This window comes from Actinomadura sp. 9N215 (genome assembly GCF_044326345.1).
Classification (GTDB): Bacteria; Actinomycetota; Actinomycetes; order Streptosporangiales; family Streptosporangiaceae; genus Spirillospora.
The window spans coordinates 208849-226140 of record NZ_JBIRBA010000004.1; the positions used below are offsets into that span (position 1 = coordinate 208849).

The 17292-nt window shown below is 74.0% G+C and carries 11 protein-coding genes; 3 read left to right on the plus strand and 8 right to left on the minus strand.

Translation table 11 applies throughout. The features are described 5' to 3' along the window. Positions 1-17: 17 nt before the first annotated feature. Positions 18-2363, minus strand: a complete 2346-nt coding sequence (gene hypF, locus ACH34T_RS09170) for a carbamoyltransferase HypF (protein WP_395991564.1) — start codon at positions 2361-2363, stop codon at positions 18-20. An 81-nt stretch (positions 2364-2444) separates the two neighbouring features. Continuing rightward, positions 2445-3686 carry a cytochrome P450 gene (locus ACH34T_RS09175; protein ID WP_395991565.1) on the minus strand — a complete coding sequence of 414 codons (1242 nt, stop codon included), beginning with the start codon at positions 3684-3686 and terminating at the stop codon, positions 2445-2447. 240 nt (positions 3687-3926) lie between these two features. Here ACH34T_RS09175 and ACH34T_RS09180 point away from each other — a divergent pair, with 240 nt between their 5' ends. Then, on the plus strand, positions 3927-4148 hold the full coding sequence (locus ACH34T_RS09180) for an MbtH family protein (protein ID WP_395991566.1): 222 nt from the start codon (positions 3927-3929) through the stop codon (positions 4146-4148). After that, the gene (locus ACH34T_RS09185; RefSeq protein ID WP_395991567.1) at positions 4145-4657 is read left to right on the plus strand and encodes a DinB family protein; all 513 of its coding nucleotides are present in this window, start codon (positions 4145-4147) and stop codon (positions 4655-4657) included. Before ACH34T_RS09180 ends, ACH34T_RS09185 begins: the two co-directional genes overlap by 4 nt. Before the next feature lie 78 nt (positions 4658-4735). On the opposite strand, the gene glyA is transcribed toward ACH34T_RS09185, so the two are convergent. From glyA to ACH34T_RS09210, 5 genes are all read right to left on the minus strand, one after another. Continuing rightward, positions 4736-6067, minus strand: a complete 1332-nt coding sequence (glyA, locus tag ACH34T_RS09190) for a serine hydroxymethyltransferase (RefSeq protein WP_395991568.1) — start codon at positions 6065-6067, stop codon at positions 4736-4738. Between the two features lie 189 nt (positions 6068-6256). Then, positions 6257-6979, minus strand: a complete 723-nt coding sequence (locus ACH34T_RS09195) for a hypothetical protein (protein WP_395991569.1) — start codon at positions 6977-6979, stop codon at positions 6257-6259. Then, on the minus strand, positions 6970-7713 hold the full coding sequence (locus tag ACH34T_RS09200; protein ID WP_395991570.1) for a thioesterase II family protein: 744 nt from the start codon (positions 7711-7713) through the stop codon (positions 6970-6972). Before ACH34T_RS09200 ends, ACH34T_RS09195 begins: the two co-directional genes overlap by 10 nt. A gap of 52 nt (positions 7714-7765) precedes the next feature. Continuing rightward, positions 7766-9037, minus strand: coding sequence for a cytochrome P450 (locus ACH34T_RS09205; RefSeq protein ID WP_395991571.1), 1272 nt, complete (start codon positions 9035-9037; stop codon positions 7766-7768). Positions 9038-9124: 87 nt separating this feature from the next. Beyond that, positions 9125-13288 (minus strand): condensation domain-containing protein, encoded by a 4164-nt coding sequence (locus tag ACH34T_RS09210; protein WP_395991572.1) that lies wholly within the window; start codon positions 13286-13288, stop codon positions 9125-9127. A gap of 228 nt (positions 13289-13516) precedes the next feature. Here ACH34T_RS09210 and ACH34T_RS09215 point away from each other — a divergent pair, with 228 nt between their 5' ends. Further along, positions 13517-13750, plus strand: coding sequence for a ferredoxin (locus ACH34T_RS09215; protein ID WP_395991573.1), 234 nt, complete (start codon positions 13517-13519; stop codon positions 13748-13750). Positions 13751-13803: 53 nt separating this feature from the next. Here the strand turns inward: ACH34T_RS09215 and ACH34T_RS09220 are convergent, their stop codons facing one another. Next, positions 13804-17217 (minus strand): amino acid adenylation domain-containing protein, encoded by a 3414-nt coding sequence (locus ACH34T_RS09220; RefSeq protein WP_395991574.1) that lies wholly within the window; start codon positions 17215-17217, stop codon positions 13804-13806. Positions 17218-17292: the final 75 nt, after the last annotated feature.

Below are 17292 nucleotides of genomic sequence, written 5' to 3' on the forward strand. Positions count from 1 at the left end.
CATCGCTCAGGCGGCTGTCAGCCATCTCCTCCGGTGGCAGAGCCCCGAGGGAAATGGGCGCCCGCGACCATCGCCTGCCCCAACGCGATCCCGCCGTCGTTCGTGGGCACGTACCGGTGGCAGTGGGCGTCGAAGCCCGCGCGGCGCAGCGCCACCATGCAGTTGACGAGAACGAACTCGTTGAGGAAGACCCCGCCCGAGAGGACCACCTGGTCGACGCCGTGCGCGCGCCGCAGCTCCTCGCACCGCGCCAGCACCATCGCCACGACACCGGAATGGAACCCGAGGCTCATCTCGCGCGGGCCCGCTCCCGCGGCCAGATCGGCGGCCAGCCGGACCACGGCGGGACGGGTGTCCACCTCGATCACTCCGTCCCGCTCGATCCGGCCGAACGGGTACGGCTCGCCCATGGTGACGTCCCGGCCCAGCAGCCCTTCGAGCTCGATCGGGCCGTGCGCCTCGTACTCCGCGTGCGTGCAGACGTCCAGGAGGGCCGCGACTCCGTCGAAGAGCCGGCCCATGCTGGACGTCAACGGGGAGTTCAGCCCGCGGCGTGCCATCCGGGCGTACACCGCCTGCTCGTCCTCCGTCAGCCTGGCGAGGACGGGGAACGCCGCGCCGGCCAAGTCGCCGACGGCGTCCAGCGCCAGGGCGAAACCGGTGCGGATCGGCTCGTGCACGGCCTTGTCCCCGCCGAGCAGCGGGACCGGCCGCAGATGCGCGACCCGGCGGACCGCGGTGTAGTCCCCCAGGAGGAACTCGCCGCCCCAGATCGTCCCGTCCGGTCCGTAGCCCGCGCCGTCGAACACGACGCCGATCGTGGGTCCCGACAACCGGTTCTCCGCCATGCACGACGCCATGTGAGCGTGGTGATGCTGGACCTGGAGCAGCCTGCCCTCGTACTCCACCAGTGCCGACCGGGTGGATCTGAACGCCGGGTGGAGGTCGCAGGCGGCATAGGCGGGCTTCAGGTCGTGCAGGGCCGTGAGGTGCTCGACGGTCCGGCGATGGGACTCGAACGTCTCGTCGTTCTTCAGGTCGCCGATGTGCTGGCTGAGGTAGACCCGGTCGCCGTCCGTCACGGCCACGGTGGTCTTCAGCTCGGCGCCGTAGGCGACGACGGACGGCAGCTCCTCCGCCACCTCGACCGGATAGGGCGCGTATCCCCGTGACCGCCGGAGAAACGTGATCAGCGGTTCGTCCAGCTCGGGGTGGACGGAGTAGCGCAGCACCGAGTCGTCGACCCGCACCTCGATGGCGCGGTCGTGGTGGAGGACGAGATCGGCGACCTCGAACAATTCCGTCAGGGCGTCCTCGTCGCGGAACACGATCGGCCGCCCGGACACGTTCCCGCTGGTCATCACCAGCACGTCCAGACCGGACCCGGAGAGCAGCAGGTGATGCAGCGGCGCGGACGGGAGCATGACGCCGAGGTTCGGGTTGCGCGGCGCCACCTGCTCCGGCAGGGCGCCGGGACGCTTCCTCACCAGCACGATCGGCCGTGCCGGAGACGTCATCAGCTCCGCCTCGTGGTCGCCGATCTCCGCGACCCGGGTCGCGTCCGCGACGTCCGCGGTCATGATCGCGAACGGCTTGGCGTCCCGCCTCTTGCGCTTTCGCAGCTCGGCGACCGCCGCCCCGTTCCGCGCGTCGGCCGCCAGGTGGAAGCCGCCGACGCTCTTGACCGCGACGATCCGTCCGTCCGCCAGGGCGCCGGCCGCGCGCCGCAGAGCCTCGTCCCCCTCGGCGAGATCGCCCCGGGCATCGGCCAGCGAGAGCTTCGGGCCACAGGCCGGACAGGCGTTGGGCTGTGCGTGATAGCGCCGGTCCATCGGATCGGAGTACTCGCGCCGGCAGTGGCCGCACATGGTGAACACGGCCATCGTGGTCTGGCTCCGGTCGTACGGCAGCGAACGGATGAGCGAGTATCGCGGGCCGCAGTTCGTGCAGTTCGTGAACGGGTACCGGTACCGGCGGTCCGCCGGTGTGTAGATCTCGCGGAGACAGTCGTCGCAGACGTGCGAATCCGGCGGGACGATCGTGATCGGCTGCCCCGCCCGGTCGCTCTCCCTGATCTCGAACGTCGGCGGCAACGGCTCGGAGACCGGAATCGCCTCCACCGCGACCCCCGTCACCTTCGCCAATACCGGTGCGCTTTCTCGCAGTTCCTCGCAGAACCGGCTTATCTCGTCGGGTGGTCCGTCCACCTCGATGAGGACGCCCCGCGGGTCGTTCAGAACCCATCCGGCCAGGCCCCGCGACCGCGCCGCCTTGCACACGAACGGGCGGTATCCAACGCCCTGGACCACACCGCTGACCCGAATTCGGCAGCGGCGGACATCGGGTCTTGAGTTCACGGGCACCTCGGGCTGGTCTGTGCTCGGCGTGGGGCTGGTACGTGCTCGGCGTCGGCTGACAGGCTCGGTCCGCCGTCGGCGGCGGGGTCAGGCCCAGGGCCCGCCGGGGCGGGGCCTCACCCGCAGGGGCAGGCCGACGATCCCGCCGATCTCGTTGGACACCAGGTGCTCGGGATCGCCGGCGAGCTCGAAGCTCTCGATGTGGGCGAACAGCTCCTCGAACAGGGTCGCCAGCACCAGGCGGGCCAGCGGGGCGCCCACGCAGCGGTGCGGGCCGGAGCCGAAGGCGACGTGCCGGTTCGGCGAGCGTCCGAGGTCGAGGGCGTACGGCCGGGCGAAGACCGCGGGGTCGCGGTTCGCCGAGGCGAGCCACGCCGTGACCGGCTCGCCCGCCTTGATCTTCACGCCGTGCAGTTCCACGTCGCGGCGTGCCTGCCGCACGAAGTGCGTGGCCGGGGACGCCCAGCGGAGCGCCTCCTCGACCGCCTCCTGCATCGGCGTTCCCGGCGGCCAGCGCCCCTCGCCGCCGCCCTGCCCGGCGAGCGCGATCATCGTGGTGCTGGCGGTCTGCGCGGTGGTCATCACGAACGCGACGATCAGGCTGTGGCAGTTGAGCAGCAGTTCCTCGTGCGTCAGCCGCCGCCCGTCGATCTCGATGCCGGTGAGGTGGGCGAGCAGGCCGCTCCGCGGCCGCGCGCGCAGGCGCTCGGCGAAGTACGACATGATCTCGTGGTGCGCCAGGCGCAGCGTCAGCTGCTGTGATCCCAGCCGGTAGTGGGGGTCCAGGGGGGCCTGCGTCGCGTAGGACAGGCTCAGCAGCCGGTCGACGTCGTCGTCCGGGAACTCCATGAACCTGGCCGCGATCTGGCCTGTCATCCGGGTGAACGCGGCGGCCGCGTCCCAGACGCCGCCGTCGCGGGCGGGCTCGATGCAGCGCCGGACGAGCGACCGGATCGTCTCGGCACGGTCCCCCACGGCACGCGGGGCCAGCGGCCGGCCGATCTCGCCGCGCAGCCCCCGGTGCCGCGGCGGGTCGGTGGACTGCATCATCCTGCCCGCCCCCGGGTCGGGGACGCCGATCATGGTGATGCTCGTCCCGTGCTCGGAGCCGAAGGTCTCGTGATCGCGCAGCACGCGCCGCACGTCGGCGTACCGGGTCACCGCCCAGAAGCCGGGACCGGTCCGCCGCCGCTGCCAGAAGACCGGTCGCTCGGCCCGCAGCGTCTGCCACGCCAGGTGCGCGTCACCCCTGGTGTAGAGCATGGGATCGGCCAGGTCCACGTCGTCGAGGTCGATCCGGTCCGCCGGCGCGGGCGTGGTGATCCTCATCCCCCGAATGTATGGAATCGGAGAGGGGCGGGTCAGTCAGGGTTACCCCTGACCGGGGCCACGGCGATCAGGGGAATTCACACGCCTTCCAAATGTGATCGTCGAATGGTCGATCAGTGCTCTGGTACGTGTTTCCGGAACGCTGTCGGGAGCTTTCCTGACCTGTACGCGGACGATTCTTCTGCGAGCCTGTGAGGTGACCCGGATCGGTGCCGGACCCTCGCGCTGGAGGCATCCTCGATGACGAACCCCTTCGACGACCCCGACGGCCGGTTCTTCGTGCTGGTGAACGACGAGGGCCAGCATTCGCTCTGGCCCGCCTTCATCGAGACGCCCGCGGGCTGGACGGCCGTGCACGGCGAGGCCGATCGCGCGTCCTGCCTGGAGTACGTCGAACGGAACTGGACGGACATGCGCCCCAAGAGCCTGATCCGCGCCATGGACGCGGCCGCGACGGAGTGACGCTCACCCCCCGTACGGACATCCCGTCCGCTTGGGACGAGCGAACGGTTCTGACGACACTGCTGGACTACGCGCGCGCCACGGTGCACGCGAAATGCGCCGGCATCGTCGAGGACGACGCCCGCCGCGCGCCGCTGCCCGGCTCACCGCTGACGACGATCTCGGGGCTCGTCAGCCACCTGCGGTGGGTAGAGTACTGGTGGTTCGAGGTGGTCTTCCTCGGCCGCGAGGACCGCGGGCCGTGGACCGAGGACGATCCCGACCGGGAGATGCGCATCGCCACGGGGACGCCGATCCGCCGGTTGCTCGCCGACTACGAGTCCGGTTGCGCCCGCTACCGGGAGCTGGCCGCCTCCCATGATCTCGACGCTCGGGCCGCGTCGCCGCTCCGGACGGGCGAGTACGTGACGTTGCGGTGGATCCTGCTCCATCTGATCGAGGAGACCGCGCGGCACAACGGCCACATCGACCTGCTCAGAGAGATGGCCGACGGCGTCACCGGCACGTGAGGAACGGCCTGCCCGGCCCAGTGGGCGAGTCCGGCCCAGTGGGCGGGTCGGGTGTCGGCGGCGTGCCTGTTCCTGCGCTTACGCCGGGTAGTACGGGATCGGGAAACGCTTGGTCAGGGTCGCGACCCGCTGGGCGACGGTCGCCCGCACGTCCGGGGCGAGCGTGCCGCCGCCGCCCGCCGAGAGAGCGGTGACGACGTCGGCGACGAGGTCCGCGCACTCGGCGACGTCCGGTCCCGCGATCCCCCGCAGCGCCGTCACGTTGGTGCCGAGGCGCAGGCCGCTGCTCAGGAGGGGCGGGCGGCGGTCGCCCGGGATCATGTTCTTGTTGACCACGATGCCGCACCGCTCCAGCGCGGTCTGCGCCGCCGCCCCGGTGACCCCGGTGGCGGTGAGGTCGACCAGGACGATGTGGTTGTCGGTGCCTCCGGTCACGAGAGTCAGGCCGCGCTCGGCCAGCCCGCGGGCGAGCTCCTGCGCCGTCGCGGCCACGCGCCGCGTCCACCGGGCGAACTCGGGCTCCGCGGCCAGGGCCAGCGCCCGGGCCTTGGCGGCGATCGAGCCGATGCTCGGCGTGCCCTGGAAGAACGGGAACACCGCGTGGTCGATCGCGGCGCCCAGCGGCGTACCGCGGTGGCCGACCGGGCGCTCGTGGTCGCGGCCGGAGAGGATCAATCCGCCGCGCGGGCCGCCGAGCTGCTTGTACGTCGAGGTCGTCGTGACGTGCGCCGCGTCGATCGGGCTCGGGTGGAGCCCGGTGGCGACCAGTCCGGAGATGTGGGAGATGTCGGCCAGCAGCAGGGCGTCCACGGCGTCGGCGATCTCCCGGAAGCGGTCGAAGTCGATCGTCCTCGGGTACGAGCTCGCGCCCGCGATCACGATCCGCGGCCGCTCCCGTTCGGCCAGCGCGCGCACCGAGGCGTAGTCGATGTGCCCGTCCGGCCCGACACCGTACGGCACGACCCGGAAGAACTTGCCGGACGCCGCCGCCCTGGCCCCATGGGACAGGTGGCCTCCCGCGGCCAGGTCGAGGCTGAGCACGGTGTCGCCCGGCGCGAGCAGGCTGAACAGCACCACGTTGTTGGCCATGCTGCCGGAGTACGGCTGCACGTTGGCGTAGCGGGCGCCGAACAGCGCGCGGCAGCGCAGTACGGCCAGCCGCTCGATCTCGTCGGCGTACGCGCAGCCGCCGTGGTAGCGGCGGCCCGGATAACCCTCGGTGGTGAGGTTGTCGGCGACGGTGGCCTGCGCCGCGAGCACCGACGGGTGCGCCACGCTCGACGAGGCCACCAGGCACAGCTCGTCGCGCTGGCGGCGGTACTCGGCGGCCAGCAGCTCCGCCAGGTCCGCGTCCTCCGCCCAGAGCCGCGCGACGCCGGTCCTGGCGAACTCCTCCAGCAGGGTGGTCACCGGTTCACCTCCGCGCACGGATGTCGGCGTGCCTCGCCGGGGAAGTCATTCGAACAATGACCAAGAATGCACCGGCAAGACCGAAGGTGACCAGTCGGGGATATTCCCCACACGCGCATCGGCCAGCGAATTTTATGTTGCGAAACAAATGGACGAATCCGTCCGGCGGCGAGGCGGCCGGTGACCTTGTCAGCCGGCCACGGTGACCCAGTTGGCGAGCGCGCCGGCCAGGAGGACGCCCTCGGCGTCGTACAGTGCGGTCGCCGTGGTGGCGGTCCGCCCGGCGACGCCGACGCGCCGTCCGACGATCACGTGACGTCGCCCCGCGCGCGGCAGCGCCTCGATCCGTGCGGACATCGAGGCCAGGACGCGGGGCTCGGCCACGAGGTCGCCGGTCCAGCCGCCCGGGCAGTCCAGGGCGCCCCAGACGATCTCGGCGGGCACCCGGCCGCCGGGCGCCGCGAGCGCCGCGCTCGGCGTCCACACGCAGGCGACCGTGCCGGGAGGTCCCGCCGGCCCGGGTGTCAGCCCGAGACCGTCGCCGGGCCGGTCGGTCCCGCAGACGAAGCAGGTCGGGAACGGATGTCCGGAGCGGCCGGCGAACCCCTCGTGGGCGGTCGCCGCGGCCTCGGCCGGGACCGGCTCGACGGGCGGCACGGCGCGCCTCGCCGTCGACACGGTGGCGACGAGGTCGCCGCGCGCGTAGGCGTGGCCCCGGCGGCCCGCCTTCTCGTACTCCAGCGGAGTGTCGAGCGGCACGGGCAGGTGGAGCGCCACCTGCGGCGGCCCGTCGAGGTGACCGGCCGCCGCGCCGGCCAGGAGGCCGCACGCGTACCCGCCGTTCGCCCCGGCGGGCGGGCCGTTGAACCGGCCGGGCACGACGAGGGGCCCGGGCTCCGGGCTCAGAACCACGCGGGACGCCCCAGATCGAGCGGGAACAGGCTCATCAGCTCGGCCGGGGCCTCCATGAACCGGTAGTGCTCGCCGTCCAGCGATCGGAACTCCGTCTCCCCGCACTCGGCCCACCCGGACATCAGCCCGGGGTCCACCTCGGCGTCCTGCCGCCAGCCGATCGCGGTGATCGGGCACGGCAGCCGTACCGGAGCCTCCGGACGGTAGCGCCTGTTCATCTCGACGTCCGAGCGCAGCACCTCCAGGCTCAGGTCGACCAGGGTGGGCAGCGGCCTGCCGCCGGCCCGCACGATCAGCTCGTGGACCTCCTTGCGCAACTCGTCGCCGGTCATCTCCAGGAACCTGCCGTGCGGGCCCTGGTGCGGCGCCACCTGCGACGAGACGAAGAGGCGCGCGGGCACCGGGTAGGAGCGGACGGCGAGCCGCACGGCCGCCGCGTACCCGGACAGCGCCGAGGCGCAGTGGCCGAAGAACGCGAACGGCCGGTCGAGATACGGGAGCAGCGCCTCGACCATGTCCGCCGCCAGCTCCTCGTAGGTGTCCGGGGCCTCCTCCCGGAGCCGGTTCTCCCTCCCGGGAAGCTGGATCGGGCAGACCTCCACGTCGCCCACCACCGCCGGCCAGTTCCGGTACATGCTCGCGCCGCAGCCGGAGTAGGGCAGGCAGAACAGGCGCGCGGCGGGGTCCGGCGCCGGCGGGCGCAGGAACCAGCGGCTCGACCGGGGATCCGGCATGGAAACGCCTCCTTTCCTCGAATATCCGCGAATATCCGCGAGCTCGGCGAGCTCAGCGGCCCGGCGCCGCGAGCGTGGACGCCGCGCCACGCTTCGGCCGCGCCGTGATGGTCATGTGCTTGATCCCGGCGACGAAGTTGGAGCACAGATGCTCGGGCTCGGCGGCGAGGGTGACGTCGCGGAAGTTCCCGAGCAGCTCCTCGAAGAGGAAACGCAGGCTGAGGCGGGCGACGCTGTGGCCGACGCAGTAGTGCGCGCCGGAGCCGAACGCGATGTGCCGGTTGGGACGACGCCGGACGTCGAAGGCGTACGGGTCCGGAAACGCGTCCTCGTCGCGGTTCGCCGACGCCAGCCAGACCACGACGGCGTCCCCGGACCGGATCCTGCTGCCGGCGAGCTCGACGTCCCGGATGGCGTGGCGCATGAAGTGCACCGCCGGCGACGCCCAGCGCAGCGCCTCCTCGACGCCGCTCATGACGAGCTCGGGATGGTCCGCCCAGTCGGCGAGCCGGGGCGTGCCGGCCAGTTCGAGCACCGCCGCGGTCGGCACGCACGGCGTGGTCACGTTGGCGCCCAGCAGCAGGCTGTAGCAGTTGGAGAGGATCTCGCCGGGGCCGAGCGCGCGCCCGCCGACGTCCATCGAGAGCAGCATGCTGATGAGGTCGTCCCCCGGGGCCTCGCGGCGCCGCGTCACGATGTCCTGGAAGTAGGCGAACAGCTCGCGGTGCGCGACCCCCAGCGTGGCCTCCGGTCCTGCGTCGAGCGCGTACTCCGGGTCGTCCGGGGCGATCGACATGGTCGTCAGCCGTACGAGGTGCGGCCAGTCCTCCTGGGGCAGCCCCATGAGGGTGCCGGTCACCGCCATCGGCAGCGCCATCATCGCCGCGCCGAAGTCGTACGGCTCGCCGGTGGCGGCCGGTGCGAGCAGCCGCCGCACCTCGGCCCGGACGCGCTCCTCGTGCCGGGACACCGACTTGACGGACAGCGCCCGCTGCACGGGTTCCCGCATCCTGGTGTGCCGTGGCGGGTCCGTCGCGGCCATCTGGCGGCCGCCCGCGGGATCGTCCTTGCCGAGCAGGTTGAGCAGGGTGCCGCGCTGCGAGGTGAAGTACGCGTGGTCGCGGAGCACGCGGTCGGCCTCCGCGTACCGGCTGACGGACCAGAAGCCGAGGCTGTCGCCCACCGGATGCCAGCGCACCGGGTCGCGCCGCCGCAGGGCGCGCCACACGGAGTGCGCGTCGCCCTCGCTGTACAGGCGTGGGTCCGTGAGGTCGACCGCGTCCAGGTCGACCTCGTCGGGCGGCACCGGCTGAGGCATCCTCATGTCTGGGTTCCCAATCGGTTCTGGGAGTCGGCCGTCCGGCGGACTCCGGGTCGGTGGCCGGGCGGCCGCTCCGGCGGGCCGGGCACCTCAGCCCCGTCCGGTGGGGCCGGACGCACGGCGGCGGCGGTCGGCGCGGCGGATCGCGGGCGCCGGCGCGGCCTCGATCGGGGCGCTGGTTACGTACTCCGCCACCGCCGCCACGGTCGGCCCGTCGAACAGCCGGCCCAGCGGCAGGTCGAGGCCAAACTCGACGCGAATCCGCTCGACGAGCTCGGCGGCCATGAGCGAGTGGCCGCCGAGCGCGAAGAAGTCGTCGTCGGCTCCGATCCGGTCGATGCCCAGCACGTCCGCCCAGATCCCGGCGACCGCCTTCTCGGTCTCGGTCTCGGGCGGGCGGCGGCCGGGGGCGGCCGCCTCGGGCGCGGAGCGCGGCGCGGGCAGCGCCTCGCGGTCGACCACGCCGCCCGGCCCGATCGGCCACGCGCGGAGCACGACCAGCTCGTCCGGGAGGGCGTGCTCGGGCAGCCGCTCCCGCAGCTGCCCCTGGAGGAGTGGCACGGCGACGCGGGCGCGGGCCGGGTGCCCGGGATCGTTGGCGTAGCCCAGCGGCCCGGGTGGAGAAGGCGGCGTGGGCGGCGGCGCGCCACGGGCGGACGGGCGGCGCAGCACCACGTCGAGCAGCCCGGGGACCCCCGTGGACGAGGGGCCCGGCAGCACCGTGCGGTACCCGGCGCGCCCGGCGGCGTCGCGCAGGGCGGCCAGGGTGAGGGCCGGGGCGACCTCGGCGGCCGCCTCGGCCCACAGCTCGCCGGCGTCCCCGGCCCCGCCGCCGGACATCAGCTCGGCGGCGCGGGCCGCGACGCGGACGTCGCCGTCCGCCACCGCGCGGACGCCGACCTGGTCCGCCGTCTCGCGGTCGAGGAGGTCCGCTGCGGATCCGGCGTCCGGCGGCTCCAGCCAGCGGACGGGCTCGGCGTCGTCGCGCCGCCCGACGCGCAGGAGGACGTCGTAGCGGTACCCGGCCAGCTCGCCCTCCCGGCTACCGGTCCGGGCGAGCACGGTGACGGCCGCGATGCCCGGCAGCCGCCCGGCCACGCCCGTGAACCAGGCCGGGTCGACCAACAGCTCCTCTTCCTGGTCGATCCGATCGGCCACGGTACGGCGCAGCTCCGCGGCGGGCATGCCGGGCTCGGCGCGGCACACCGCACCGGCGTGCAGCGCGGGAAGCAGCGGCAGGCTCCGCACGTCGGCGACGAGGACGGTCCCGCCGCGACGCACGACGGCGGCCGCCCCGGTGATCATCCGTTCGAGGTAGCCGGGGCCGGGGGCGTACTGCGCGAGCGAGTTGACCAGCACCAGGTCGAAGCTCTCCGGCTCCAGGCCCGCGAAGTCGTCGGGCGCCCGGCGCAGGAGCCGGACGGCGTCGTCCCGTCCGGCGACCCAGTCCTTGCTCTCGCGGATGTGGTTCAGGGCGCGGGCCGACAGGTCGGTCGCGCAGTAGCCCTCGCACTGCGGCGCCAGCCGGAGCAGCAGGGCCCCGTTCCGGCAGCCGACCTCCAGGACCCGGCGCGGCCCGAGGTCCAGGACCCGCCGTGCCGTGGCGTCGGACCATTCGCGCAGCTCCTCGGCGGTCAGCCGCGCGCCGGTCGAGGGGCTGGTCCAGCCCGTGGGGTTGAGCGCGGGGTCGTCCTCGACGCTCCGGCCCGCGTAGCGCTCCTCGAACGCCGCCCGCGGGTCGCCGCGGGACGTCTCGTCGCGGCGCAGCGAGAGGTAGGCGGCCGGACCGGCGACCTCGGCGCGCTCGACCATGGGGAGGGCCAGCAGCGCGTCCCGCACGTCGGCCGCCCGCGCCGCGCCGCCGGCCGGGCCGATGATCTCCAGTTCCCCGTCGGCGAGCCACCGGGCGCGCTCGCCCGTGCGGACGAGGGTGCCGCCCGGACGGTGCGGGTCCGGGACGGAGCCCGCGACCGTCCCGCCGCAGTACAGGTCGCCGGTCACCCCGATCGGCGCGAGCCCGGCGTGCCGGTCGAGAACGTACAGGACGGCACCGGCGATGGGCCGGCCGACAAGGCGCGTTCCGGGGCCGCCCGGCTCCAGGCGGCCGGCCATCACCGGGAGCCCGCCACAGCGGTACAGGCTCCACACGGTGGCGCCGGACAGGACGCGCCGGCACTCGGCGAGCAGCTCCGGCCACGGCGGCTCGCCGCCGAGCAGGACGTGCCGGGGCGCCCGGACGCCGGCCGGGTCGCTCGCCAGCAGCGCGGCCAGCTGCGACGGGGAGCAGATGAGGACGGCGGGCCGCTCGGCCGCCAGGGCCTCGGCCGCGCGGCCGCTGTCCGGCAGCACGACGCGCCCGCCGAGCAGTAGCGGCGCCACCGCCTCGACCGGCGTCTCCGGGGTGGGCGGCGGTCCGAGGCGGAGGACGGCCTCGCCCGGACGCAGGCCTAGCGCGTCGCGCGCCCAGTCCGCGAAGGCGAGGAGGTGCGCGGCCGGTGCGGCCGGGCCGGCTTCGAGGGCGGCCAGCGCGGCGGCGACGGACCGGCCGTCGTCCGGCGCCGATGCCGTCCGGTCCGGCAGTGCGCCCGGCGTGCGGAGCCGCCGCGCCGCATCGGCGGCCTCGGCGGCCAGTTCGCCGTACGTCCAGTCGCGCCGCGCGTCGGTGACGGCCACCGCCTCCGGCGCGGCCGCCGTCCACCGCCCGGCCAGCTCGCCCACGGGGCCGGCGGGCGCGGCACCGGCGGCGGCGTCGGCGGCGGCTTCGGCGGCGGCTTCGGCGGCGCCGCTGAACCTCTCGATCAGGCGGACCCGCTCCCCCTCGGGCAGCATCGGCATCCGCTCGACGGGCAGGCCCGGGTCGTCCGCCGCGGCGGCGAGGACCGTGCGCAGGCAGCCCAGCAGCCGCTCGACCGTGGCCTCGTCGAACAGGTCCGTCGCGAACCAGACGCGGCCGCCGATGCCGCCCTCGGGAGTCAGCTCCAGTTCCAGCTCCAGCTCGAACCGCGCCTTGCCGGTACTGACGTCGTCGAAGTCGATGTCGAGGTCCGGCAGGTCGAGCACCGGCCGGGGCGCGTTGTGCAGGCCGAGCATGTGGCGGACGAGAGGCGTCTGCCCGCCCGCGCCGCGCTGGGGGTTGACGGCCTCGACGATCCGCTCGAACTGCGCGTCCTGGTGGGAGTAGGCGCCCAGGCACACCTCGCGCGCCTGGCGGAGGAGGGAGCGGAACGTGGGGTCGGCGGAGGTGTCGAGCCGCAGCGGCAGGGTGTTGACGAAGCACCCGATGAGGTCCTCGACGTCGAGCTGGTTGCGGTTGGCGATCGGCGACCCGATCACCACGTCGTCCTGCCCGCTCCACCGGGAGAAGACCACCGCGGACGCCGCCAGCAGGACCATGTAGAGCGTGGCGCGCTCCGAGTTGCCCAGCGCCGACAGGCGCCTGACCAGGTCGGGCGGGAGGCCGAACGGGACCCGTCCGCCGTCCCAGCCCGTCCGCGCGGCCCGCGGCCGTCCGGTGGGCAGCTCCAGGAGGGTCGCGCCCGCCAGCCGCTCGCGCCAGTAGTCGAGCTGGTCGCGCTCCACGTCGCCGGCGAGCCACTCCCGCTGCCAGAGCGTGAAGTCGGCGTACTGCACCGGCGGCTCCGGCAGCGGTGAGGGCCGCCCGTCGCGGAAGGCCGGGTAGAGCGCGGCGAGCTCGCGCAGCAGCACGCCCAGCGACCACCCGTCGGTGGCGATGTGGTCCTGGACGAGCAGGAAGCGGTGCTCGTCCGGCGCGGTCCGCAGCAGCGCGGCCCGCAGCGGTATCTCCTTCGCCAGGTCGAACGGCCGGTCGGCGAGACGTTGCCGCCAGGCGCGCTCGGCCGCGCCGCGCTCGGCGGCGGCAAGTCCGGTCAGGTCCGCCACCGGCAGGTCCAGGGCGGCGGGCGCCGCACCGACGACCTGCACCGGGTGGCCGTCGGCGAGCCGGTACGTCGTGCGCAGGATCTCGTGGCGGCGGACGACCTCGGCGAGGCACCGCCGGAGCACGTCCACGTCGAGGCGACCGCGCAGCCGCGCCGTCCCCGCGATGTTGTACAGCGTGGAGGTGGGCTGCAGCTGGTGGAAGAACCAGATGCGCTGCTGCGCGAACGAGAGCGGAACGTCCTCGCGGCCGGCCGCGCGCCGGGAGATCGACGACGTGGCCGGCGCGATCCCCTTCTCGTCCAGCAGCCGGGCGAGAAGCCTGACCCGGTCGGCGGACATGGCCGTACGGCTCACGATGCCCGACGCCTCTCGCCGGGTCGGCGGCACGAGCGGATGGACGCCATAGTGAGAAACCCCTGGTCTCGTCATGGTGCGGCGGCAAAGGGCGCCGGCTTCCGCTCAATCTTCGGCCGCGGCCTGATGGGCGGCACGTCGGGTCAATTCCCGACGTGCCGCCGAGGCGCCCGCGGAGTACTTTCCGCGATGTCCGCAATGCCGCCGTCCCCACCGCTGGAGCATCGGATGGAAGAGCCGCTCGACATCGCGATCGACATCGACAAGGACGTGTGCATGAGCTCGGGCCGGTGCGTGCTGGACGAACCCGGCGCGTTCAGGTTCGACGCCGACACGCTGGCCGAGCCGATCCCCGGCGCGGCCGGCGCCCTGCCCGAGGACCGGGCGCGCGACGTGGCCCGGGCCTGCCCGTCCGGCGCCGTCCGCCTGTACAGGGACGGCCGCGAGGTCCCGGTCCGCTGAGCCTGCGTCCCGGTCCGCTGAGAAGTCCGGGAGGACCGTCGGGAGGGGGTCGTTCAGTCGGCGACCTGCAGCACGAACTCCGCGACGGCGTCCACGTCCACGCCGCCCCGCATCCCGAGATCGCGGAGCTCCTGCGCCAGCTCGCGCACCCGTCCGGCGCCGAGGAACACCGGGATCGTCAGGCCGACCCGGAACAGCTCCCTGATGCGGGACACGGCCTGGGTCGCCAGCAGCGAGTGCCCGCCCAGATCGAAGAAGTCGTCCAGCGCGCCGACCTTCTCGACCTCCAGGACGCCCGACAGGAGGTCCGCCAGCACTCGCTCCAGCGGGCCGTCCGGCGGCGCGTAGGGGGTGTCGAGCGACGGCGACGACGCGAAGGGGTCGGGCAGCGCGGCCCGGTTCAGCTTGCCGTTCGGCAGCCGCGGCAACTCGTCGAGGAACACGACCTTCGCGGGGACCATGTGCCTGGGCAGCCGCTCCTCCAGGAAGCGGCGCAGCTCAGCGGCGCTGGGCGGCGGGTCGCCGTCGTCCCGCGTCGTCAGGTAGGCGACGAGCACCCGGTCCGCTCCGGGCTGCTCGTACGTGGTGACGACGGGCTCCACCACGGCCGGGTGCGCGGCGACGGCGGCCTCCACCTCGCCGGCCTCGATCCGGAACCCGCGGATCTTCAGCTGGTGGTCGAGCCGGCCGAGGAACTCCAGGCTCCCGTCGGGCAGGAACCGGGCGCTGTCGCCGGTGGCGTACATCCGGCCGGGAGGCCCGCTCGCGTACGGGTCGGCCACGAACCGGCAGGCGGTCGGGCCGGGCCGCCGCCAGTAGCCGCGGCCGGGCCCGGCGCCGCCGAGGTACAGCTCGCCGGGCACCCCGACCGGAGTCGGCCTCAGTCGCTGGTCCAGGACGTAGACGCGGTGGCCGGGAAGCGGCCGGCCCCAGTTCATGACCGGGCGCGGCTCGCCCGTGTCGCGCACGAGGTGCGCCGTCGACATGTACGAGGCCTCGGTCGCGCCGGCCGTGTTGAACAGCCGGACGCCGGGGACGAGCGCGTGCAGCCGCACCGGCAGGGTCGGCGGCATCCGGTCGCCGCTGAGGGCGACGGCGCGCAGCCGCACGCCGGGCATGCCGTCGTGGTCGTGAGCGTGGTTGACCAGCATGTCGAGCAGCGCCGGCGCCGAGCTCCAGGTCGTCACGCCCTGGCGGCGGAGGAGGGCGAGGAGCTGGACCGGGTCGGTGATCTCGATGTCGGACGGCACGACGACGGTCGCGCCGGCGGCCAGCGTCCCGAAGATCTCGTACACCGACATGTCGAAGCTGAGCGACGAGATTGCGAGCATGCGGTCGTCCGGCGTCAGGTCGTACAGGCCGTTCATGCCGCGCATGCTCCCGGCGATCCCGCCGTGCACGTTCATCACGCCCTTGGGCGTGCCGGTCGACCCGGACGTGTAGATCAGGTACGCCAGGCTGCGTTCGGTGGCGGCCGGGGCCGGGCGGTCGGACGGACGGCCGGACGGGGCGGCCGCGATCGCGCCGGCCTCGCCGTCCAGGAGCAGCAGACCCGGCGCGGCGGCCGCGGGGTGTGCGTCGTCGGCGTCGGCGTCGAACAGGCCCGACGCGGCCACCGAGTCGACCGTGAGCACCAGCCGTGCCCGCGCGTCGGAGAGCATGAAGGAGACCCGGCGGCGCGGGTAGAGCGGGTCGAGCGGTACGTAGGCCGCGCCCGCCTTGAGTATCCCCAGCAGCGCCACGACCATTTCCGCCGACCGGGGCAGGCACACCCCGACGACGTCCTCCGGGCCGACGCCGCGGTCCCGCAGGTACGCCGCGAGCCGGTTGGCGCGCCGCTCCAGCTCCCGGTAGGTGAGCCGCGCGTCTCCGGCGAGGACGGCGACCGCGTGCGGGTCGGCGTCGGCCCGTTCCTCGAAGAGGCCGTGCAGCGTGCCGTGGACGGGCGCGTCCTCGCCCGCCAGCTCCGCGACGATCCGGCCGGCCTCGGCGCGGTCCAGCATGGGCGCCGCCGACACGGGGGCTCCGGGGTCGTCGAGCAGCCCGTCGAGCAGCACGCGGAAGCAGCGCATCATGCGCTCGACGGTCTCTGCGTCGAACAGGCCGGTGCGGTATTCCGCGCCCACGTCGAGGCCGCCCGCTCCGTCCGGGACAAGGTCGAGGTACAGGTCGAACTTGGCGGACAGGGAGGGCGGCGCGAGGGGCTCCAGCGTCAGGCCGGACAGCCGGAACTCCGGCATCGGCACGTCGCGCAGGGCGAGCATGACCTGGATCAGCGGCACCTGCCCGGCGGACCGGTCGGGGTGCAGCTCCCGGACGATCTGGTCGAACGGCACCTCTTGGTGCTCGTAGGCGTCGGCGCAGTCGTCGCGGACCCGTCCGAGCAGTTCGGTGAAGGCGGGCCGGTCGCCGAGGTCGGCCCGGAGCGGGAGCGTGTTGGCGAAGAAGCCGATCAGCCCTTCGAGGTCCGGGTGGGGGCGTCCGGCGATCGGGTAGCCGATCACCAGGTCCTCCTGGCCGCTCCACCGCCAGAGCAGGACCGCGAACGCGGCCTGCAGCACCATGAACGGGGTGGCGCGGACGGAGCCCGCCAGCGTGTCCACCCGCTTCATGACCGCGGGTTCCAGCCGCCACCGCACCGCCGCTCCGGCGGACGTGGCCACCGCCGGTCGCGGCCGGTCGGCGGGCAGCTCCAGCACGGGTGCGTGGGCCAGGTAACGCCGCCAGTACTCCAGGTGCGCGTCCAGGACGTCCTCGACCCGGCCGAGCTGCCACGCGGCGAAGTCCGCGTACTGGATCGGGAGGTCGGCCAGCGGTGACGCCGCCCCCGCGACGTACGCCTCGTACAGGGCCGCGAGCTCGCGCAGGAAGACGCCAAGCGACCAGCCGTCGGACGCGATGTGATGCATCGTGACCAGCAGGACGTGCTCCTCGTCGCCGGTCACCAGCAGGCGCGCGCGCAGTCCGGGCTCGGCGCCGATGTCGAAGGGCGTGCCGGCCTCCTCCCGCTGCCGGGTGCGCACCGCGGCCTCCCGGTCGGCGGCGGGGAGGCCCCGCAGGTCGGTGACGGGGAGCGGCACCGGCGCCGGGGCCGGGGCCGCCACGACCTGGCGTGGGCGCCCGTCGACGGCGGTGAACGTCGTGCGCAGCATCTCGTGCCGCCGGACGATCTCGGTGAGGCCGCGTGTGAGCGCGTCGACGTCCAGGCGGCCACGGAGCCGTACGCTGCCCGGCATCAGGTACGCCACCGACCCCGGGTCGAGCTGGTCGAGGAACCACACGCGCTCCTGGGCTGAGGAGGCGGGCGGCGGCCCCTGGCCCCGGTCGACCTGGGGTATCTCCGGCTCGGCGTGCCGCCGCCGGGCGAGCTCCGTCATCAGCAGATCACGCTCGTCCGCCGACAGCGACTCATAGGCCTGGAGCAGCTCGTCGTTCACGTCGCTCGGGCCGTCGACACGATCGTTCACGCGGTGTTGCCTCCGTCACTGTGCGGTCCCGGCCTTCACTGTGCGGTCCCGGCCTTCTCCTTCCGTCGAGCGTTG

Coding starts and splice junctions, on each gene's coding strand:
- ACH34T_RS09175 (WP_395991565.1), bottom strand. CDS start 3,686: ATGAGGATCACCACGCCCGCGCCGGCGGACCGGATCGACCTCGACGAC.
- ACH34T_RS09180 (WP_395991566.1), top strand. CDS start 3,927: ATGACGAACCCCTTCGACGACCCCGACGGCCGGTTCTTCGTGCTGGTG.
- ACH34T_RS09200 (WP_395991570.1), bottom strand. CDS start 7,713: ATGCCGGATCCCCGGTCGAGCCGCTGGTTCCTGCGCCCGCCGGCGCCG.
- ACH34T_RS09205 (WP_395991571.1), bottom strand. CDS start 9,037: ATGAGGATGCCTCAGCCGGTGCCGCCCGACGAGGTCGACCTGGACGCG.
- ACH34T_RS09215 (WP_395991573.1), top strand. CDS start 13,517: ATGGAAGAGCCGCTCGACATCGCGATCGACATCGACAAGGACGTGTGC.